Raw genomic sequence first — 20695 nt, 5'->3', positions numbered from 1 at the left:
GAATTTTTTGTTGGCTTACTAACTAGATAAGCTTAGTGTTGGGCATAATTCGATCGTAATATTTTTAAAGCTTTGGTAATCTGGTTCTTAACTGTTTGTTGCGATAAGCCAAGATGAGTAGAAATTTGTTCAACCGTCAGGTGTTCTACGCGGCTAAGCATAAAAATTTCTTTCATCCGCTCGGGCAGATGATTGATGGCTTCAAACAAGTCCTGTGTACGAGCTTTAGTATCAACTGTTTCAGTGATCGAGTGAGGTTGCTCATCGAAATGCTCTATCAGTTGAAGTAAATATTTACGGTAAGTTGTGTTTTTCCGGTAGATGTCTATAATCTTATGTCGGGCGGCCTGATATAAATAGGCCTTGAGAGATTCTTTCAGTATAAGGGTCTGACGTTTCTCCCAAACCGAAATAAAAATCTCCTGCAGCACATCTTTACTCATCTCCGTGGAATCCAGTTTACTATGGATAAAAATAAACAGCATCTTGCTGTACCGGTCGTAGATGGCATTGAAGGCAGCAATATCATCGCTTTTAAGCAGCGATACTAATTGGTTATCGGAATGACTGCTGTACATCGAATTACAGAAGTAATTAAGCGTTTTTTGGTTGATAATTACTGAAATGAATGTAAGAAGAAAATTTCGATATTTTATTATCCGGTTACGACTTTTTAAAATAAATCAATAACCGGATAAGTTGATTTTTTATGCTTCTTTCAATCTCAATTCATTTTTATATTCTTTTGGAGTTTTTCCTACGATTTCTTTAAAGAAGCGGTTAAAATTTGAGAGATTTTTAAATCCGCATGAATAGGCAATTTCGGCAATCGACCAGTCTTCTTCCGTCAACCTTTTACAGGCATGACCTATTCTTACTTCATTGAGAAATTGGACAAAAGACTTTTTAGTTCGATTTTTAAAAAACCGGCAAAACGATTGTGGCGATAAATTGGTAATACTTGCTACATCCTGTAAGGATATTTCCTTTGAGAAATTGTTCATTACGTATTTAAACACTTCATCAATCTTATGATTGTCTTTTATATTAAAGGCATGCGAATAGCCCGTGCTGGCAAGATAATAACAGTCACGTGTCTCCGAAAGCACTTTTAAGATCGACAATAAAGAAATGATTCGGTCCAATCCCTCCTTTTTAGGGAGCGACATAATCTCTTCCTTCAAATAGGCATGAGTAGCACCGGTTATTTTCATGCCTCGTTGGGCACGGTGAAAAAGTTCGCTAAGCGCCTTTGTTTCAGGTAAACCATAAAATTTATCCCCAAAAATGTCTTTAGGGAAATAAATAACTACAGATCTGGCTTTTAGACTATCATCATTTTTATAATACTCCTCTTCATTATACCAAACGTGTGGAATATTGGGCCCGAGAAAAACCATATCGCCTTCCTCAAAACTCTCTATGCTATCGCCTACAATTCTTTTTCCATTGCTTTCCGTTACATATACCAGTTCACACTCGGGATGAAAATGAAAAGGGGTATTGAAATAAGGATCACACCTCTCTATAATGGTGATCTGGTTATCCGCAAAAGCTCCCACTTTAATCAGGATGGGTTTCATTCATGTATTAATTTAAGCTCCAATTACTGACAGTCCTATACTTTATTACCATATCCGTTTATTGGCACGAGTAACCTCTTCGTCGGCAGGTGGTATGTATTGAGATTTGTCCTATGATAGTCGCCAATTTATTAAAAATTGGTTAAAAAAATATCAATATACCTAAAATCCCCTTTAAATGTGATAAACGACAATTAATTAAAGGATTTTGGAATAATTCCGCCAACAACGTAATTTTCAACTTCATTTTGTAATTTAGGCCGGGCTAAATCGATGTAGCATTTTCTTATGAAAGGGATCTCAATTAAAGATATTGCAAAACAGGCCGGAGTATCTCCGACTACTGTCTCTTTTGTATTAAATGGAAAAGCAAAAGAAAAACGAATCAGTGAGCAAGTAAGTAAGCGCATCATCAAAATTGCTGAGCGCTTAAAATACAAGCCAAACCAATTGGCACGCGGTTTAAGAACCGGTAAAACCAAAACAATCGGCCTTATCGTCGAAGATATCGCCAACAACTTCTTCGCAACCCTCGCTAAAGTAGTGGAAGACGAAGCAGATAAACATCACTATAAAGTACTCTACGGAAGCACCGAAGATAATACCGATAAAGCCAAAGGCCTCCTCGAAGTATTAAAATACCGGCAGGTCGACGGCTATATCATCACTCCAACCAAAAACCTCGATAAAGAAATAGAACTGCTCGGTGAAGCCGGTAAACCCATCGTACTGATGGACCGCTACTTCCCGCATCTCGAAAGTCATTACGTAGTGTTGGATAACTTCAAAGGGGCTTACGATGCAACTACTCACCTGATCGAACAGGGATATAAAAAAATAGCTATCGTTACCATCGCATCTGATCAAACACAGATGAAAGACAGATTAAACGGGTTTACGGCCGCACTGAAAGACCATAAAATCCCTTTTAATAAATCACTGGTCAAACGCTTACCCTTCGATCTCGACAGAGAAAATTTCATTCAGGAAATCAAATCATTCCTACTCTCAGTAAAAGATATAGACGCCGTTTTCTTCGCTACCAACTACCTCGGTATTTCTGGTATTGAAAGTATTCGCGCGCTTAACTGGAAAATAGGCAAGGAAATAGGAGTTGTCGGATTTGATGATCATGACCTCTTCCGACTGCATAGTCCGTCTATCACCTGTGTATCACAACCTTTACAGGCTATAGGTGAAAATATTGTAGATATTCTCATGAAAGAACTGAACCGCCCGGGTACTCCACTCACTCAAATTGTACTGGAACCCGAACTGGTGGTCCGCGATTCCTCGAAAAGAGGGTAGCTCGCGTTGCTCGCGGATATTGCTCGCAGAGAGGCGTAAGATTAATATTAAGATAAAAAGGATCGAAGCGGATACTTTTAAGAACTAAAATTGGTTTTCTTGAACCTTATAGTAATTCTTAAAAGTATCCGCTTCGATCCTTTTTATCTTAAATAAATCTTAAACAACTTAATATTAATCTTATGCCTCTCTGCGAGCAATATCCGCGAGCAACGCGAGCTACCCCAGAATCGTCTTAATCTCGCTCAGCTTAAGCAGTGCCTCAACCGGCGTAAGCCTGTTGATATCTATATGTTCGAGCTTTGATCTGATCTGTTGGAAAGTATCTGTATGCGCATCAAAAATATTCAGCTGCAATTGCTGGCTGGGAGTACTTATACGTTTAACATTTTCCTGCAACGGTGCTTCAATATGTTTTTCTTCCAATTGGGCCAGCACTTCATTAGCTCTGTTGATCAGTTCCGGTGGCATACCTGCCATACGAGCTACGTGAATACCAAAACTATGTCTGCTGCCACCTGGTGCCAGTTTACGCAGGAAAATAATTTTATTGCCGGACTCCATATTGGTTATATGGAAGTTCTTTACTCTGCCATGCGTATTCTCTAATTCATTAAGCTCATGATAGTGCGTAGCAAACAGCGTTTTAGGCCTGTGCTCCGTCATGTCGTGCAGGTACTCAACAATACTCCAGGCAATGGAAATACCATCATAGGTACTGGTACCCCTTCCAATCTCATCTAAAATCACCAGGCTACGTGGAGTAATACTGTTGATAATACTGGCAGTTTCATTCATTTCCACCATGAAAGTAGATTCCCCACCACTCAGGTTATCGGAGGCGCCTACACGGGTAAAGATCTTGTCTGTAAGCCCAATCTCAGCGCTGGTGGCCGGTACAAAGCTACCCATATGGGCCATTAACGTAATAAGCGCTGTTTGCCTCAGAAGGGCAGACTTACCACTCATATTCGGACCCGTAAGAATAATTATCTGCTGCTCCGTTTTATCGAGGAGTAAGTCGTTGGATACATAACTCTCTCCTGGCAATAATCCCCGCTCAATGACAGGATGCCTGCCTTCTTTAATCACCAGATCAAAACCATCATTGATAACAGGACGACGATATTTATATTGAGTAGCATTATAGGCAAAACACAACAGGCAGTCGATTCTTGCCAATACCTGTGCATCCTGCTGAACAGGCTGAATATATTCCTGCAGAGCTTGTACCAGCTCTTCAAACAATCTGGTTTCAATAACCTGTATTTTATCTTCAGCTCCGGTTATTTTCTCTTCATATTCTTTCAGCTCAGGAGTAATATATCTTTCGGCATTAGCTAAGGTTTGTTTTCTGATCCAACCTTCAGGAACTTTATTCTTATGGGTATTGGTTACTTCCAGGTAATATCCGAAAACGTTATTGAAAGCTATTTTCAGAGAAGGGATACCCGTTGCTTCCGATTCTTTTTGCTGAATCTGGAGCAGATAGTCTTTTCCTTTGGTGGCAATATTGCGTAGCTCATCAAGGTCGGCATCCACACCATCCTGAATAACGCCTCCCTTGGCTACCAAAACCGGTGGATTCTCTACTACTTCTTTCAGGATACGATCCAGGATCGGAGTACATGGATTCAGTTTTTCGTTTAATCGTAGCAAGTAGTTGCTGTTGGTGCCTGCAAGGGCTTTCTTTATTGCTTCCACCTGTTGCAGGGAACGGGCCAGCTGCACCACTTCACGCGGATTGATCTTACGAAGCGGAATTTTAGAAACTAATCTTTCCAGATCGCCGCATTGTTTAAGTAAATGCACCAATTCATGGGTAAGACCGGTTTCCTTTATGAAATATTCAACAGTATCCAATCGTTCGTTGATGGCATCAATATTTCTTAAAGGGAAGGCCATCCAGCGTTTCAGTAATCTGCCACCCATAGGGGTAACAGTATTATCGAGCACTTTTAGCAGTGTATGACCGTTTTCAACGCTGCTGTTGAGTAGTTCCAGGTTCCGGATGGTAAAGCGGTCCATCCACAGAAAATCTTCCTGATTGATTCGTTGAATCCTGGTGATATGCTGAAGGTTAGGGTGCTCAGTATCTTTAAGGTAATGTAGTGTGGCTCCTGCTGCTATGATGGCTGCCGGTAGTCCTTCTACTCCATATCCTTTAAGGGAGTGGGTTTGAAAATGTTTTAGCAGTGTTTCTTCTGCATAGGTGGTGGTAAAAATCCACTCATCCATGGTGTAGGTATAGAAACGATTGCCAAAGGTAGCTTTGAAGTGTTTCTGATGAGGTTTAGCAAATACTACTTCTGCAGGCTTAAAGCTTTGCAGGAGTTTATCCACATATTCCATATTGCCTTCTGCAACGAAGAATTCTCCGGTGGAAATATCCAGGAAGGAAACACCGGTGGTATCGGTGCCAAAGTGAATGGCACCTAAGAAGTTGTTGCTGGCATTTTCGAGTAGCTTATCGTTAATGGCAACACCTGGTGTTACCATTTCAGTAACTCCACGTTTTACTATTCCCTTTACAGTTTTAGGATCTTCCAATTGGTCGCATACAGCCACTCTGTGCCCTGCTTTTACCAGTTTATGAAGATAGGTATCTAAAGCATGGTGAGGAAATCCGGCGAGATCTACATACGATGCAGATCCATTCGCTCTTTTGGTTAGCACAATTCCCAGCACCCGGGCAGCAATAACTGCATCTTCATTGAATGTTTCGTAAAAATCGCCAACGCGGAACAATAATACAGCATCTGGGTACCTGTCTTTAATCGCCTTATGTTGGAGCATAAGCGGAGTTTCTTCCGATTTACTTTTTGCCATTCCGCAAATATATAAAACTCAGCTCATCCTATTATCTTTGCAGCCAGATGAGAAAATTAAGTATGGATGAACTTGGCCGTAAAACGGTCGAAGAATTCAAAGCCGCAGATAAGACGCCAATTGTATTGGTATTGGATAATATACGTAGCATGCACAATGTGGGATCGGTGTTCAGAACTGCCGATGCCTTTCTTGTTCAGGGCATTATTTTATGCGGGTATACTCCGGTGCCTCCGCACAGGGATATTAATAAAACGGCATTGGGTGCTACAGAAACGGTTGATTGGCAATACTTTGATACTACTGTAAGCGCAGTTGAAGAATTAAAAAAAGCCGGTTATCATGTAATGGCCATTGAGCAGGCAGTAAACAGCCAGAAGCTGGATATTTACCAGCCACCTGCCGATAAGCCGCTGGCACTGGTTTTTGGTAATGAGGTAACTGGGGTAGATGCTGCGGTAATGCAATTGGTAGATGGCTGTATTGAAATTCCTCAGCTGGGTATGAAACATTCTCTGAACATTTCGGTGACCACTGGTATTGTAGTTTGGGATATCTTTGTAAAACTAAGAGGCTTAAAGGACTAAAATATGATTTCAACGGTTAATAAGTATTTATCACTTGTAAAATTCAGCCATACCATTTTCGCAATGCCATTTGCGTTGATTGGCTTTTTCATGGCTGTAACAAAGGGAGAAGGTAGTTTCTCCTGGCTCACTTTCGGACTGGTTGTCCTGTGTATGATCTTTGCCCGAAGTGCTGCAATGGCCTTTAACCGTTGGTTAGATGTGGATATAGATAAATTAAACCCCCGTACCGCTAAAAGAGAGATCCCTGCCGGGATTATCTCCAGCAAAAATGCAGGTTACTTTATAATTGCCAATGTACTGCTCTTTATCGCTACTACCTGGTTTATAAACAGGATCTGCTTTTTCTTATCACCAGTTGCATTGGCTGTTGTATTGGGATATAGCTATACCAAACGATTTACTGCACTTTGCCATATGGTGCTTGGAGTAGGGTTGTCACTTGCCCCGATTGGCGCTTATCTGGCTGTAACAGGCGAATTTGCAGTATTGCCGGTATTGGTTTCCTGCCTTGTATTATGCTGGGTTTCAGGGTTCGATATTATATACTCATTACAGGATGAAGATTTCGACAAATCACAACAGTTGAATTCTATTCCGGCCTGGCTGGGATTATCCGGTGCTTTACGTTTCTCTGAATTTTTGCATGTTATTGCAGCTGCATTAGTCATCACAATTGGCCTTTTAGGACATTTTCACTGGATTTACTGGATTGGCGCTATTGTGTTTGTTGCAATGCTTATTTCACAACATCTGTTGGTAAAACCAGATGATCTTAGCAGGATCAATATCATGTTTATGACCACTAATGGTATTGCGAGTGTAGTATTTGCTGTTTTTGCAATTGCTGATATGTTGATTTTTTCCTGATTTTTTAGATAGATTTTTATGGGCCGCATTTTGGCAATAGATTATGGGAAAAAGCGTACTGGTCTTGCAGTTACGGACCCTATGAAATTAATTGCAAGTGGATTAACCACAGTTCCTACGCATGAACTCATTCCTTATCTCAAGAAATATTTTGCTTCAGAAGTAGTGGAGAAGATAGTGATAGGAGAACCCAAAGGCCTTGATGGCCAGGCTACCGACGCTACCGCCCTGGTAAAGGAAGCTATCCGTATTCTGGGCAAAAACTTCCCTGATATTCCGGTTATTAAAATGGATGAAAGGTTTACCAGTAAACTGGCTTTCCAAACCATGATTGATAGCGGACTTAAGAAGAAGGATCGTCAGAATAAAGGACTGGTAGATGAAATCAGCGCAACCATTATATTACAGGAATATCTTCAGTATAATTCATAATATCTGATTTTAAACCACATATAAATTAAGGCTTCTCTAAATCTGATGACTTGCCTTATTTTCAAATTGTCTATCTTTGCAGATCAAATAAGATTTTGAACATGATTTTGCCAATAGTTGCTTACGGGCACCCGGTTTTAAGGAGTGTAGCTGAAGATATAACGCCCGAATACCCTGGATTGAAAGAGTTAATTGCCAATATGTGGCAAACAATGTATGGTTCCAATGGTGTAGGTATTGCCGCACCTCAGATCAATAAATCTATCCGTTTGTTTGTTGTAGACAGCAAGCAAATCATCGATAATCTTGAAGAAGATGAGAAAGATGAATATCCTGGCGATGAAGGAGTAAAGGAAGTTTTTATCAATGCTCATATCGTAGAAACAGGTGGTAAGGAATGGTCTTATAATGAAGGCTGTTTAAGTATTCCTAAAATCCGCGAAGATGTAGACAGGGCAGAAACCGTTACACTGAAATATGTTGATGAGAACTTTCAACCACAGGAAAAAACTTTCAGAGGAGTAACTGCCAGAGTAATTTTGCATGAATATGACCATATCGATGGTAAATTATTCATCGATTATTTAAAGCCATTAAAAAGGAGAATGCTGAAAAGTAAACTCGATGATATTACTAAAGGTAAGATTCGGGTTGATTACAAGATGACCTTCCCCAAATAGGAAATAATTTTGTAATGTAAAGAAAACCTTTTATTTTGGTATTGCAAAGCTAAAGCTAACATCCATATCCTCAAATTTGGGCGCAACCTTAACATACACTGAAGTTGAATTGGTTCAGGGTCTTTCGACCAGGGATGAAAAAGTATTCACCTACCTGTATGATCATTATTCCCCGGCTTTATATGGTGTTGCCCTGAAAGTATTGGGAGAGGAAGCTGCCGCTGGTGATGTACTACAGGAAGTATTCGTAAAGATCTGGCGGAATATCGACAGATACGACCCCTCTAAAGGTCGGCTATTTACCTGGATGCTCAATATCACGCGGAATACAGCAATAGACAGTCTCCGTTCCAAAAATCACAAATTAGAACAGAAAGTTACTGATGTAAACAGTGCTTCCCTGATGTACGAACCTCAACTAGCTGTTCATCTTTCAGTCGATCATCTGGGCCTATCTAAAGTGATTGAGCGCTTGCAAAAGGATCAACGAATTATTATTGACATGGCATATTTCAAGGGGCATACCCAGGAAGAAATAGCCAGGTCCCTTGAAATACCATTGGGCACCGTGAAAACCCGTATGCGCAATGCTATTATTCAATTAAGAACGCTGTTAAAACAAGTGTAATCCTCACTAGTGGATGTACAACATTACATATCATCCGGCATTCTTGAAAGCTACGTATTTGGAATGCTCCCGGAAGAGGAGCAGATCGAAGTAGAGATAGCTGCCTTGCAATACCCCGATATCCGTGCTGCAGTTCGTGCTTTGCAGCAGGAAAAGGAACGCTTTGTGCAACTCTACGCCATCACTCCTCCCTCAGTCATTAAAGAGAAAATACTGGCCATCATTCACGAAGAAGAAGCTGCTGCTGGTAATTCTATGGAATTGCAACCAAAACCTTCCCTTTCTGATCCTACCAGTCAACAACAATATAAATTACCTTCTTCCAATCATCATACCATCAAACCTAAACCAATAATACATAAACCAGCATCCAAATCCTCTTCCGATCTGAAATGGAAGTATGCTACAGCTGCTATTATTATTGTACTGGTGGGAAGTGTTTTGCTAAACTTCTTTTTCTTTAATGCTTCAAATGATTATGAAGGCAGATATAAAGAGCTGATCGCTACCCGTGAAAAATTGGATGAACAAAAAGAACAACAAAATCAAACAGCTTATCAAAGCCCATCAAACAATACCAATAGCAGCTTAAAGGATCCTGATTTTAAACTGACTCATTTAGAAGGTACCAGCAACTATGAGGGTAGTTCTATCGATATTGGGTGGAATAACCATAGCAACGCCGTGCTTTTACTTGCACAGTTAATGCCGTTACCTCCAAATGGGAAACAATTTCATTTATGGGCCATCCATAATTCAACCTTTAAAGATGCCGGTGTTTTTAATACCGGAGCTAATATGACCAAGGTTTGGCAACAAATGAAAGAAATAAAAAATGCAGATAGTTTTATCATTTCTTTACAAACAGTAGGTTCTACCACTCCTCCTGCTAAAGAAGAAATAATTATGAGCGGACATCGAACACAATAATTTCTTTTAGTATAAAGAAAAAATGTAAATTGCTTTATCCCAATACCCCAGGTTAACAACCATAAAGACCACACAACAAATTGAGTATTTGTAATCCTGAATGCGCATGATTAACCTCATCATGCCTGTGTGTTTGTCATTTACCTAACTGTTAATAATTCTACAAGAATTAATTTGGAATCTTCAGTTACATATACCGAAACTGAACTCGTTCATGGCCTACTGGCACGTGACGAGAAACTCTTCAGTTATATATATGATCTCTACTCACCCGCATTATTCGGAGTGATCAGCAAAGTATTAAACGATAATGCTGCTGCCAATGATGTTTTGCAGGAAGTGTTTCTTAAAATCTGGAGAAATGCCGATACATACAACGAACAAAAAGGCCGGCTCTTTACCTGGATGCTCAACGTTGCCAGAAATACCGCTATTGATCTTCTCAGATCTAAATCCTTCAAACAAGAACAAAAAACAATTTATAATACCGATGATTTGCATGCCCTCAAGGAAACAACACCGGTTCTGCCAATAAATGACCAACTAGGATTTTCTCAGGTGTTGGAAAGACTAACTAAAGAACAACGACAGTTAATAGACCTGGCCTATTACAAGGGATGTACCCAGGAGGAAATTGCAAGAATAATGGATGTGCCATTGGGAACTGTTAAAACCAGAATGAGAAATGCAATTCAACAATTAAGAACAATCATTAATTCAACCAATTTATAAAAGTGAATTCACAAGACTTCATATCATCCGGGATCATCGAGCTTTATATGGCTGGCGTGGCTTCCGAACAACAAGTTCGGGAACTGAATGCAGCTATAGCTCAATTCCCGGAAGTTGCTGCCGAAGTTGAAGCCTATCGCCGGAGTATGGAAGCCTACGTTAACATGCAAAGTATCAACCCCTCCGCTGATGTCAAAAACCGCATTTTCTCAAACCTTAACAATACACCCAACTTGCAGCAAGTACTGTCAGAAACCGACAATGACCTGCAACCAACTAAAGTTGTTTACATGCAATCATCAAAACGCCCAACCTGGAAATGGATCGCCTCCATCGCAGCAGTTTTACTGCTAGGCAGTCTGTTGCTGAACTTTGTGTTCTTCAACAGATACAAAGAATTTAAAGGGTATAAAGACAAATATGAGTCTTTACTCCTTTCTCAAAACTCCATTTTGTCGAAAAGCAATCTTTACAAAACACGCTTAGAACAAATGCAGGAGTCTATGAACGTAATACAGGATCCTAAAGTATTTAAGGTTTCTATGCCTGGTACTAAAGCATTCCCAACTGCACTCGCTACCGTCTTCTGGAACAAGGAAAGCCAGCAGGTTTACCTCAAGGTTAATAATCTCCCAGAACCTAAAGCAGATCAGCAATATCAACTGTGGGCTATCGTAGATGGTAAACCTGTTGATATGGGTGTGTTCGAAATGGGTGATACTGTTAATCTACTCCAGAAAATGAAAGTCACCGGCAAAGCTCAAATGTTTGCTGTAACACTTGAGAAGAAAGGCGGTGCCGCTTCACCAACCATGGAGCAGATGTATGTTGCAGGAAAAATACCTGGTTGACCATTCTCTAAAATCTAATCTCACAAAGGGCGGGCCTGATCCCGCCCTTCTTTTTTATATTGATCGCTGAACAATGTTTCAGCAACACTGCATCTTTGAGAGAAACTTAGAATCCCTTAAATTGCAGCATGATTAACTCATTGAAAGGAATCATCTGCACACTGATAATTATTGGCTGTTACCTCCAATCAACAGCTCAGGATACCGCCCACTACAGGGGCATGACCGTTAACCTCGATGAGGTGGTTGTTGCCGCAAAACGTGTAGGCTTCGACGTTAATAGCTTCATTAAAAGGGTAGAGGACGATACCACTTTTTACCGCGCATTTAAAAATCTACATATCGTAGGATTTGACGCCGTCAACGATATCAAAATCCTCGCAAAAGATGGAAGCAGCCAGGCTTCTCTCTATAATCAAACCAAACAAACCGTTACCGGCCGTTGCAGATCCATGCAGGTGATGAACGAACAGGTAACAGGTGACTTTTATACCAGAAAAGGCAACTATAATTACTATACAGCTGAGTTATACGCCAATCTCTTTTTTACAAAGGGAACTGTGTGCGTTGATGCCCGCGGCGAAAATCCGGAATCCTCCGGCGGCTCAATGGCAAGACATAAATCACAGCTCAAACAACTTATCTTCAACCCAGGTAAGCCTGTTAGAGGGGTACCAGTAGTGGGAGCTAAAGTCGCAATCTTCGATTCTGATGTAATGCGCTTTTATAATTTCTCTATCAGTTCAGAGAATTATGTTGATGGTACTCCATGTTATGTATTTACTGCAAAAGCAAAACCAGACCTCAACCGTATCGACAGGGCAGATGTTGTGATCGATGAATTAATCACCTGGTTCAATAAAGATAATTTCGAAATCGTTGGGCGTAAATATGCTTTGTCTTATAAAACAATGCTGTTCGATTTCAATGTGAAGATGAATGTACAAATGACTAAGTTCAACGGTTTACTTATTCCTGCTTTGGTTACCTACAACGGTACCTGGGATGTTCCGTTCAAGAAACGGGAAACAGCTGTGTTTTCAGCTAAGTTCAGCAACTTCACTGCGGCTCAGTAAATTATTGTAACTGTTCCCGTTTTATGCACTGGTAACTTGGTATTATATTCCTTATAATCCAGGATCCATACATATGTGTTGAGGGCTGCTGTTAGTCCGTTTACTTTGCCCGTCCACCCTACCTGTGGATCGGTAGTGTAAAATACCCGCTCTCCCCAGCGGTTATATATACTTAATACATAATCGTAGATCGGACATCGGTATATGGGCCGGAAATAATCATTTTTCCCGTCTCCATTCGGGGTAAAGGCATTTGGTAAATATACCTGACAAGCACAATCTTTATAGCGTACTACAACAGAATCTACACTCTTTCCACAGCTGTTATACGCTACCATGGCATATATTCCCGGTTGTGTAACGGTATACATACTGGTACTGGTGCTATCCTGCCATTTATAGATTCCTCCCATTGCTCCCTGTGCTTTTAACCTGTATACTTCTCCCAGACATAATAGCGTGTCTGGCCCCAGGTTTACCCTTAAGGTATCTTCAAAATAAACAGCTATACTATCGGTCGATTCGCAACGTCCTATTTTGGCATCTACATAATAATAACCTGGTTTGGTTACGTAATAGGTTGCCTGATCTGAACCATCCTGCCATTTGTAGGTTCCATTACCGAAATCGGCTGTTAATACAAGAAAATTGCCCTTACAAATGGTAGTATCCCTACCCAGATCTAATTTTTTAAGTCTGTTATAGTTGATGAAAATGGTGTCTACTACACTACAAATACCGTTTATCTCCACCAACGCCCAGAGATTCGTAGTATTACTGATAGTAACTGAGGGGCTTGTAGCTCCGGTACTCCATTCCCATTTGCTGGCTCCGTTTACAACAGGGGCAATACGAATAGTTTCACCAGGACATAATAAGGTGTCCGGGCCCAATGAAAATGGATACGGTGGACCGGTAAATGTAATGGTGATGTCGTCCGACATCGGCGCACATCCCTTAGGAAATATATCTACATGGTAGGTGCCACTGGTGGTTACGTTTTGTGTGGGTTCTGTATTTCCTGTATTCCATAAGTAGGTACAGTTCTGAGCTGTGGCATCCAGCATTATATTCTCATTGGTGCATAAAATCAGATCTTTTCCTAAGTCTACTTTCGGAATGGGAGTATAAAATACGTTGACAGAATCAGGATTTGGACAACCATTTATTTTCACTTTATAGGTAGCAGAAGTATCTACAAGTATTGTGTTGCTGGTAGAACCATCCTGCCACAGGTATTCGGCACCCGGGATAAGTGGTGCGGTTAATGTCATTGTACTGCCTTCACATAATGTAACGTCCTGGGGCCCCAGATCAAAAAAGGGGATCATTACAATTACAATCGGCTGAATAGTGGTATCCGGAATTCCTTGTCGCCATGCCACCAGCGTATCATTATAGGTACCAATATTAGTATATATATGATAGGGAGAAATTGATTTTGAAGAATTTTTTGCTCCGGAATTGGGATCTCCGAAAAACCATTTAACCGAATCAATGCCCATAGGCTGATTAATGGAAAAGAAAGTAGTGTCATTAACACAGGTCGACGACACACTAAATGGATTGTTGCCTTGAGCTTTGGCGGCTATAGGACAGAAGAATAGGCAGTATACCAGTAACGCTGGTAGTATAGACCAATATGGAGGAACACGAACTATCTGGCTTCTCATGTAATGACATGGTAATGTCCGCTAAGATAATTCAAATATGTTTATTATTTCTAATAAATTAGGATGGGAAATATTTTTCTTTATTTCCCATCCGTATTCTGCTAGTCGTTATCGGTAAGCGGACGTGCAGAAATATATCTTTTCCACTTTTCCAGCACTCCTGTGAAATCGGCCGGCATTGGGCTTTCGAAGTACATTTGTTTTCTGGTGCGTGGGTGTATAAAACCTAATTGTTGTGCGTGCAGAGCGTGTCGTGGCATAATTTCAAAACAGTTATCAACAAACTGTTTGTATTTGGTATACACAGTGCCTTTAACGATTCTGCTACCTCCGTAGGTTTCATCATTGAAGAGAGAATGACCTATGTGTTGCATATGTACACGGATCTGATGGGTTCTTCCTGTTTCGAGGCGGCACTCAATCAGACTTACATAATTATATCGTTCCAATACTCTGTAGTGAGTGATAGCTTCTTTTCCATACTCTCCATCCGGGTAAGCATCCATGATTTTGCGAAGGCGCTGATGGCGTCCTACATGGGCAATAACGGTTCCTTCATCTTCTTCAAAATCGCCCCATACTAAGGCTATATACCGGCGGTGCACGGTATGATCGAAGAATTGTTTGGCAAGATCGCTCATTGCCTTATCTGTTTTGGCGATTACCAGAAGTCCACTTGTATTTTTATCTATACGGTGTACCAATCCAAATCTTGGCAGTTCGGGTTCAACAGACTGGGTTTTATCACCCAGGTACCAGGCAAGTCCATTAACCAGGGTGCCATCGCGGTTTCCTGAACCAGGATGTACAACTAATCCGGCTGGTTTATCGATTATCAGGATATCGTCATCCTCGTATACTATGTTGAGCGGGAGTTCCTGCGGAATAATATCCGTGTTTTCCGGGCTCTTATTGGAAAACACGACAATTCTGTCTAATGGCCTGATTTTGTAATTGGATTTGACAGGTTTGTCATTCACCAATACCAATTCACCATCTAATGCTTGTTGTATTTTATTGCGGGTAGCGCCTTCAATACGGGCAGTAAGGAATTTATCGATCCGAATGGGTTCCTGGCCTTTATCGACCACCATATTGATCTTTTCATATAATTCCTCACTTCCTTCCCCATTTTCCAGCTCATCTTCCAATTCCAGCAATTCTTCAGACATTCGCTATATTTTTCGCAAAAATAAGTTTTTCCGGGCTCGCAGGCTCGCTTTTTTGCTCGCAGAGAAGCTAAGACTAATATTAAGTAACAAAAGGATTGTAGCGGATTTTATTAAGGGCTTCCAATTGGATTGTATTCAAGAGGCTCAACAGCGAATCTTAGATAAGTTTTTCCGGGCTCGCAGGCTCGCTTTTTTGCTCGCAGAGAGGCTAAGACTAATATTAAGTAACAAAAGGATTGTAGCGGATTTTATTAAGGGCTTCCAATTGGATTGTTTTCAAGAGGCTCAACAGCGAATCTTAGATAAGTTTTTCCGGGCTTGCAGGCTCGCTTTTTTGCTCGTAGAGAGGCTAAGACTAATATTAAGTAACAAAAGGATTGTAGCGGATTTTATTAAGGGCTTCCAATTGGATTGTATTCAAGAGGCTCAACAGATTTTCTTTAAAACTAAAAACTTATGCCTCTTAAACAAACTTAGCGCCTCTGCGAGAAACTACCTAACTTTGGGGGCGATTATGGAAAAGATTAGACAAGAGATCCTTTTTAGTGATCTTGGAACTATAGACTATCAGGAAGCCTGGGATTATCAGGAAAAGCTACTGAAACAGAATGTAGGGTTAAAATCTGCGGCTGCAGGACAAATCCCTGTCGATACTACTAATTACCTTCTTTTTTGTGAACACCCACCGGTATATACTTTAGGAAAAAGCGGACATATGGAAAACCTCCTGGTTTCTCAGGAGGCGCTGAAAGAGCAGGGAATTGGTTTTGTACCAACCAATAGAGGCGGAGATATCACTTTTCATGGTCCTGGTCAGATAGTCGGTTATCCAATTCTGGACCTGGAGAAATTTTATACAGATATAGGTAAATACCTGAGAAATCTTGAGGAAGTAATTATCCGCACTATCGCGGAATATGGACTAAAGGGCGATCGTTCGGCCGGAGAAACTGGTGTATGGCTGGAACCTCATGACAAGGCTAAAGCAAGGAAAATCTGTGCAATGGGGGTTAGATGCAGCCGTTGGGTAACCATGCACGGTTTTGCGCTGAATGTGAATACCAGTATGGACTATTTTAACAAAATCGTGCCTTGCGGAATTCAGGACAAAAAGGTAGCATCATTGAGTCATGAACTTGGAAGAGAGATAGATATTAATGAGGTTAAGGAGAAGCTGAGAAAGAATTTTGCTGAGATATTTGAGGCAAACATCATCCTGTAAATCAGGTATATAAAAAGAAAAACGCGAAGGTTATTGTGATAACCTTCGCGTTTTTCTTTTTATATAAAAATTACATCTTATAATTCAACGGAATAAAGAGGCTCCATTTTTCCTTGAGAATAGGACCATCGTAGATCTCAAAATTGAACCACCCTGCATGCAGGAAAATGGCTTTTTCCAGTACCAGGCTTGGACTTTTTACATGCTCTATCTCAAACAGGAAGGTTCCATTTGATTCAAAAAACTTCACTGAATAATTTTTCTGTGCGGCATCGGGTAATTTGATGCTCACATTTCCATCACCGGTTGTATATATGTAGTTTGAAGGATGCCATACAACTCTTTCTGGTTCTTTATTTTCTACTTCTTTACCTTTTAATCCCTTTACTGCATCTTTAATATCGGCATATTGTAGTTTCTGATCGGCACGAATAGTACTGTCAGATACAGCTAACACCGTTTTGCTATACATGAAGGTACCGTTGGTAAACAGAATAAAGAGACGATAGTAGTTGGTACCGGGTAATGGACGGTTATCCAGATATGCATTTCTGGTTTGAGTTGGATAACTGGCATATCCAATTGTGTTAAAGTTTAAGACACTATCCAGCGACCGCTGAATGCCTATTTCCTTAACCTGCGTAAATCCTGAAATCCAGTCGAGCTGGATTTTACCAGTTTTAATGGTAGCATCAAAGTTTGGTAAAACAGGAGGTGTATACTCCTGAACTTGTGCTTTTCCTACAAATGTGCTCAATAATAATATCCCGATAACAAAAGTTATACGCACTAGCTGCTTCATACTGAAAATCGAAAAGGCTCTTTAAGTTGGCAAAAATACACTACGGTTTAAATATAATGAACTGTTTTTAGAACAACAGAACGTTTGGAGCTAAAGAAAGATTGCCCTGCAAGCCTCCGGTATGGATCATTAAAACCCGGCTGCCTGCTGGAAACCACGACTGTAGCGATAATTGATGAAAAGCCATCAACATTTTTCCTGTATAAATTATGTCGGTAGGGAGCAAAGTTTCCTGATATAAAGAATTCATAAAATTTATGAGTTCCCTGGAACTTTTGCCATATCCTCCTCCGTGAAACTGATATAACAGCTCCCATTCAGCCCTGTGATCGGGAGATAATAACGCTGCCACCTCCTGTTCAAGAAATGTTGCACCCTTTAGCACAGGTATGCCTATTACTTTCTGATGTGGAGCTGCGCTATTTATTAATCCGGCCAGGGTAGTACCAGTACCGGCGGCACAGAGGATATGTGAATAATCATTTGTGGGGTGGATCGTCAGAATTTCTTCACACCCTTTGGCTCCTGCAGCGTTGTGCCCTCCCTCAGGAACTATTAAATAATCAGGATATTGGGTGGCAAAGGAAGTTTTGTTTCTATAGCTGTTTCTGTCGGTAAACCTAAGCTGCATGCCATTATCCTTCGCCAGTTTAAGGGTATGATTGAGATTTTGCTCCAATTCTTCCCCTCTGATAATACCAATGCAGGGAATATTGGCAAGTTTGCAGGCCATGGCTGTAGCGGCAATATGATTGGAGTAGGCCCCTCCAAAAGTAAGGATGCCCTTGTTGTTTTCCCGGGCGATAGATATATTATATTTTAATTTAAACCATTTGTTGCCGGAAACCTCGGGATGTAGTTTGTCGAGTCTTAATACCGCCGCATGAAGATGAGGGGAAATCCAACCGGCTTTCAGTGTGTCTAAGGTAATATTAGAAAGGTCTGTCATGCGAATCGATAAAAAACATATATTTTTTGCGAAGGTAATATATGTTACCTAAAGGCAGTATTGGAAAGGATTTGATATATATAAGTATACTGTAAATCTCATCAAATGGCGATAAAAACAGAGATATAACATAAAAAGAAGCTGAGAAAACAGTATTTAATGTTTAAATTAGGCGCCGATATTTTTGGGAAAATAGTTGATCATTATAAAACTAATATCAGAAAAATGCAACCGACTTTATTGATTCTAGCGGCCGGTATGGCCAGTCGATATGGCAGTTTAAAACAAATCCAGAAATTTGGCCCCAGTGGTGAAACTATTATTGATTACTCAATTTATGATGCAATCAACGCCGGATTTGGAAAAATTGTATTTATTATTCGTGAAAACTTTGCAGCTGAGTTCAAAGAAATATTTGAGCCTAAACTGAAAGGACGTGTTGAAACGGATTATGTATTCCAGGAGATGGATGCTTATATAGGAGATCATCAGATCCCGGCTGAAAGAACTAAGCCTTGGGGAACTGCACATGCGATCCTTTGTGCTAAAAATGCCATTAACGAACCATTTGCGGTAATTAATGCAGATGATTTCTATGGAACCGATGCTTTTGTAAAAGCAGCAGAATTCCTGAAAAACGGATGCAAACCGGATGTTTACAGCGTAATTGGTTACGAGTTAGGTAAGACTATCAGCGAACATGGCTCTGTATCCCGTGGGGTTTGTGAAGTGAATGCAGCAGGTAATCTTGCAGCTATTAACGAAAGAACTAAAATATATAAGGAAAACGATCAGATAGTTTATGAAGATGCAGATGGTGGCAAACATCCTTTGGATGCAAATACGCCGGTATCTATGAACTTCTGGGCCTTCGATCCAAGTGTTTTCCAACTGAGCCAGGATTTGTTCAACGAATTTTTGGATAAGAATATCAGCAATCCAAAATCTGAGTTCTTTATTCCTATCGTTGCAGATGAGTTTATCCGTCGCGATAAAGGCCTGGTAAAGGTAATTCCAACCAGTTCCAAATGGTTTGGTGTTACCTACAAAGAAGATGCACCGGGCGTGCAGGCCAGCTTAAACCAGCTGGTTGCGAATGGAGAATATCCAGACAATTTATGGAAATAAAGCCAAATGAAAAGATCCTTCAGGCTTTCGGTTTGGAGCCTGAAGGATTAAATGTCCGAAAATTTGGATCAGGACACATCAACAACACCTTTTTGCTAGAAAAGAAGCAGGACAGCAGCAAATACGTTCTTCAAAAAATCAATGTAAACGTATTCAAGGAACCAACAATCATCGCTGCAAATCAAAGGATGGCAGCAGATTATTTGGCAGTACATCATCCCGGCTATCTGTTCATTACGCCAATCCCCACGGTTAACGGGGAAGAGCTCTTTGTAATCAACAACGAATACTGGCGATTGATTCCCTTCATTGCGGATTCCATTACGGTAGATCAGGCAGATAACCCAAAGCAGGCTTTCGAAGCTGCCAGACAATTCGGCCGCTTAGCCAATTACCTTTCGGGCATCGATCTGAAACCGTTTAAAGCTTCTATTCCAAACTTCCACAATCTGACCTTGCGTTACAGCACCTTCCAGGATGCTATAAGAAATGCAAAAGATGACAGGAAGTCTGCAGCAGAAAAGATGATTGAAGAATTCCTGCAATTCTCCGACATCGCCGTAACGTACGAACAACTGAAAACAAATCACGAATTCAGAGACCGGTTAATGCATCATGATACCAAAATCAATAATGTATTACTCAACAAGGATACTTTTGAAGGTATTTGTGTTTGCGACCTGGATACTCTAATGCCGGGAAAAATGATCTCTGATTTGGGCGACATGATCAGAACTTATGTTTGCCCCGTCTCTGAAGAAGAAAATGATTTCAGCAAAATCGTCATCCGGGCAGAATATTACGAAGCCCTCATGCAAGGTTACCTCGGCGAAATCGGAAATTCACTGACAAATGTTGAAAAGCAACAATTGTTCTTCGCAGGAAAGTTTATGATCTACATGCAAGGAATCAGATTCCTTTCAGATTACCTGAACGGGGATGTTTACTACCCAATCAAGTATCCAAACCACAACTTCGATCGTGCTAAAAACCAATTGGTATTACTGCAACGACTAATCGAAAAAGAACCTGAACTGCAACTTATCATCGATAAATGTCTGCTGATCAGCGCAACAAGTGAACAATAAATGAAATCATTTTTAGAAAGTGAACAGTAAATGAAATGAAATCATTTTATCGCTTCGGCGAACTACTAAAGAGGCCATCTCAGTTAATGAGCTGGCCTCTTTGCATTTTAATATAATAATGAATACTACTGAACTTTAATACACAGTCACTTCTT

The 20695-nt window shown here is 40.5% G+C and carries 20 protein-coding genes; 13 read left to right on the top strand and 7 right to left on the bottom strand.

The window, feature by feature from the left end:
* Window positions 1-32: 32 nt before the first annotated feature.
* A complete protein-coding gene (locus tag DVR12_RS22425) occupies window positions 33-578 on the bottom strand; it encodes an RNA polymerase sigma factor (RefSeq protein WP_116978036.1) in 546 nt (181 codons plus the stop codon).
* 129 nt (window positions 579-707) lie between these two features.
* Window positions 708-1583 carry an AraC family transcriptional regulator gene (locus tag DVR12_RS22420; protein ID WP_116978035.1) on the bottom strand — a complete coding sequence of 292 codons (876 nt, stop codon included), beginning with the start codon at window positions 1581-1583 and terminating at the stop codon, window positions 708-710.
* A gap of 288 nt (window positions 1584-1871) precedes the next feature.
* Here DVR12_RS22420 and DVR12_RS22415 point away from each other — a divergent pair, with 288 nt between their 5' ends.
* Window positions 1872-2891: a LacI family DNA-binding transcriptional regulator gene (locus DVR12_RS22415; protein WP_116978034.1), complete on the top strand. Its 1020-nt coding sequence runs from the start codon at window positions 1872-1874 to the stop codon at window positions 2889-2891.
* Window positions 2892-3110: 219 nt separating this feature from the next.
* Here the strand turns inward: DVR12_RS22415 and mutS are convergent, their stop codons facing one another.
* Window positions 3111-5720: a DNA mismatch repair protein MutS gene (gene mutS / locus DVR12_RS22410; protein ID WP_116978033.1), complete on the bottom strand. Its 2610-nt coding sequence runs from the start codon at window positions 5718-5720 to the stop codon at window positions 3111-3113.
* Window positions 5721-5767: 47 nt separating this feature from the next.
* Between mutS and DVR12_RS22405 the strand changes: the two genes are divergently transcribed.
* From DVR12_RS22405 to DVR12_RS22365, 9 genes are all read left to right on the top strand, one after another.
* Window positions 5768-6307 (top strand): RNA methyltransferase, encoded by a 540-nt coding sequence (locus DVR12_RS22405; protein ID WP_317126776.1) that lies wholly within the window; start codon window positions 5768-5770, stop codon window positions 6305-6307.
* A 3-nt stretch (window positions 6308-6310) separates the two neighbouring features.
* Window positions 6311-7177, top strand: a complete 867-nt coding sequence (locus tag DVR12_RS22400; RefSeq protein ID WP_116978032.1) for a UbiA-like polyprenyltransferase — start codon at window positions 6311-6313, stop codon at window positions 7175-7177.
* Between the two features lie 18 nt (window positions 7178-7195).
* Window positions 7196-7609, top strand: a complete 414-nt coding sequence (ruvX, locus tag DVR12_RS22395) for a Holliday junction resolvase RuvX (protein ID WP_116978031.1) — start codon at window positions 7196-7198, stop codon at window positions 7607-7609.
* A 101-nt stretch (window positions 7610-7710) separates the two neighbouring features.
* Window positions 7711-8289 carry a peptide deformylase gene (gene def, locus DVR12_RS22390; RefSeq protein ID WP_116978030.1) on the top strand — a complete coding sequence of 193 codons (579 nt, stop codon included), beginning with the start codon at window positions 7711-7713 and terminating at the stop codon, window positions 8287-8289.
* Window positions 8290-8365: 76 nt separating this feature from the next.
* On the top strand, window positions 8366-8917 hold the full coding sequence (locus tag DVR12_RS22385; protein ID WP_116978029.1) for an RNA polymerase sigma factor: 552 nt from the start codon (window positions 8366-8368) through the stop codon (window positions 8915-8917).
* Between the two features lie 9 nt (window positions 8918-8926).
* Window positions 8927-9847, top strand: a complete 921-nt coding sequence (locus DVR12_RS22380; RefSeq protein ID WP_116978028.1) for an anti-sigma factor domain-containing protein — start codon at window positions 8927-8929, stop codon at window positions 9845-9847.
* Between the two features lie 174 nt (window positions 9848-10021).
* Window positions 10022-10579: an RNA polymerase sigma factor gene (locus tag DVR12_RS22375; RefSeq protein ID WP_116978057.1), complete on the top strand. Its 558-nt coding sequence runs from the start codon at window positions 10022-10024 to the stop codon at window positions 10577-10579.
* A gap of 2 nt (window positions 10580-10581) precedes the next feature.
* Window positions 10582-11430, top strand: a complete 849-nt coding sequence (locus tag DVR12_RS22370) for an anti-sigma factor (protein ID WP_116978027.1) — start codon at window positions 10582-10584, stop codon at window positions 11428-11430.
* A 128-nt stretch (window positions 11431-11558) separates the two neighbouring features.
* Window positions 11559-12506, top strand: coding sequence for a LolA-like protein (locus DVR12_RS22365; RefSeq protein WP_116978026.1), 948 nt, complete (start codon window positions 11559-11561; stop codon window positions 12504-12506).
* Here DVR12_RS22365 and DVR12_RS22360 read toward each other — a convergent pair.
* Together DVR12_RS22360 and DVR12_RS22355 are read right to left on the bottom strand one after the other, a co-directional pair.
* Window positions 12500-14179 carry a gliding motility-associated C-terminal domain-containing protein gene (locus DVR12_RS22360; RefSeq protein WP_116978025.1) on the bottom strand — a complete coding sequence of 560 codons (1680 nt, stop codon included), beginning with the start codon at window positions 14177-14179 and terminating at the stop codon, window positions 12500-12502. The two genes, DVR12_RS22365 and DVR12_RS22360, sit on opposite strands and share 7 nt — an antisense overlap.
* 101 nt (window positions 14180-14280) lie before the next feature.
* On the bottom strand, window positions 14281-15351 hold the full coding sequence (locus tag DVR12_RS22355) for an RluA family pseudouridine synthase (protein WP_116978024.1): 1071 nt from the start codon (window positions 15349-15351) through the stop codon (window positions 14281-14283).
* 514 nt (window positions 15352-15865) lie between these two features.
* Here DVR12_RS22355 and lipB point away from each other — a divergent pair.
* On the top strand, window positions 15866-16573 hold the full coding sequence (gene lipB / locus DVR12_RS22350; RefSeq protein WP_233522444.1) for a lipoyl(octanoyl) transferase LipB: 708 nt from the start codon (window positions 15866-15868) through the stop codon (window positions 16571-16573).
* Between the two features lie 70 nt (window positions 16574-16643).
* On the opposite strand, the gene DVR12_RS22345 is transcribed toward lipB, so the two are convergent.
* Both DVR12_RS22345 and DVR12_RS22340 read right to left on the bottom strand, forming a co-directional pair.
* On the bottom strand, window positions 16644-17375 hold the full coding sequence (locus DVR12_RS22345; RefSeq protein ID WP_116978023.1) for a hypothetical protein: 732 nt from the start codon (window positions 17373-17375) through the stop codon (window positions 16644-16646).
* Window positions 17376-17442: 67 nt separating this feature from the next.
* On the bottom strand, window positions 17443-18324 hold the full coding sequence (locus DVR12_RS22340; RefSeq protein ID WP_116978022.1) for a 1-aminocyclopropane-1-carboxylate deaminase/D-cysteine desulfhydrase: 882 nt from the start codon (window positions 18322-18324) through the stop codon (window positions 17443-17445).
* A 159-nt stretch (window positions 18325-18483) separates the two neighbouring features.
* Between DVR12_RS22340 and DVR12_RS22335 the strand changes: the two genes are divergently transcribed.
* Both DVR12_RS22335 and DVR12_RS22330 read left to right on the top strand, forming a co-directional pair.
* Window positions 18484-19452 (top strand): sugar phosphate nucleotidyltransferase, encoded by a 969-nt coding sequence (locus DVR12_RS22335; protein WP_233522443.1) that lies wholly within the window; start codon window positions 18484-18486, stop codon window positions 19450-19452.
* Window positions 19443-20540, top strand: coding sequence for a phosphotransferase enzyme family protein (locus DVR12_RS22330; RefSeq protein ID WP_158563338.1), 1098 nt, complete (start codon window positions 19443-19445; stop codon window positions 20538-20540). The genes DVR12_RS22335 and DVR12_RS22330 overlap by 10 nt, the downstream gene beginning before the upstream one ends.
* Window positions 20541-20695 lie beyond the last annotated feature (155 nt).

Source organism: Chitinophaga silvatica, from assembly GCF_003419895.1.
Taxonomy (GTDB): Bacteria; Bacteroidota; Bacteroidia; order Chitinophagales; family Chitinophagaceae; genus Chitinophaga; species Chitinophaga silvatica.
Note: the sequence above shows the minus strand (reverse complement) of the source record. Positions and strands in the feature narration are given on the sequence as shown.

Coding starts and splice junctions, on each gene's coding strand:
- lipB (WP_233522444.1), top strand. CDS start 15,866: ATGGAAAAGATTAGACAAGAGATCCTTTTTAGTGATCTTGGAACTATA.
- DVR12_RS22415 (WP_116978034.1), top strand. CDS start 1,872: ATGAAAGGGATCTCAATTAAAGATATTGCAAAACAGGCCGGAGTATCT.
- DVR12_RS22340 (WP_116978022.1), bottom strand. CDS start 18,324: ATGACAGACCTTTCTAATATTACCTTAGACACACTGAAAGCCGGTTGG.
- ruvX (WP_116978031.1), top strand. CDS start 7,196: ATGGGCCGCATTTTGGCAATAGATTATGGGAAAAAGCGTACTGGTCTT.
- DVR12_RS22330 (WP_158563338.1), top strand. CDS start 19,443: ATGGAAATAAAGCCAAATGAAAAGATCCTTCAGGCTTTCGGTTTGGAG.
- DVR12_RS22355 (WP_116978024.1), bottom strand. CDS start 15,351: ATGTCTGAAGAATTGCTGGAATTGGAAGATGAGCTGGAAAATGGGGAA.
- DVR12_RS22345 (WP_116978023.1), bottom strand. CDS start 17,375: ATGAAGCAGCTAGTGCGTATAACTTTTGTTATCGGGATATTATTATTG.
- DVR12_RS22405 (WP_317126776.1), top strand. CDS start 5,768: ATGAGAAAATTAAGTATGGATGAACTTGGCCGTAAAACGGTCGAAGAA.
- DVR12_RS22425 (WP_116978036.1), bottom strand. CDS start 578: ATGTACAGCAGTCATTCCGATAACCAATTAGTATCGCTGCTTAAAAGC.
- DVR12_RS22400 (WP_116978032.1), top strand. CDS start 6,311: ATGATTTCAACGGTTAATAAGTATTTATCACTTGTAAAATTCAGCCAT.
- DVR12_RS22420 (WP_116978035.1), bottom strand. CDS start 1,583: ATGAAACCCATCCTGATTAAAGTGGGAGCTTTTGCGGATAACCAGATC.
- mutS (WP_116978033.1), bottom strand. CDS start 5,720: ATGGCAAAAAGTAAATCGGAAGAAACTCCGCTTATGCTCCAACATAAG.
- DVR12_RS22335 (WP_233522443.1), top strand. CDS start 18,484: ATGTTTAAATTAGGCGCCGATATTTTTGGGAAAATAGTTGATCATTAT.
- DVR12_RS22365 (WP_116978026.1), top strand. CDS start 11,559: ATGATTAACTCATTGAAAGGAATCATCTGCACACTGATAATTATTGGC.
- DVR12_RS22360 (WP_116978025.1), bottom strand. CDS start 14,179: ATGAGAAGCCAGATAGTTCGTGTTCCTCCATATTGGTCTATACTACCA.
- def (WP_116978030.1), top strand. CDS start 7,711: ATGATTTTGCCAATAGTTGCTTACGGGCACCCGGTTTTAAGGAGTGTA.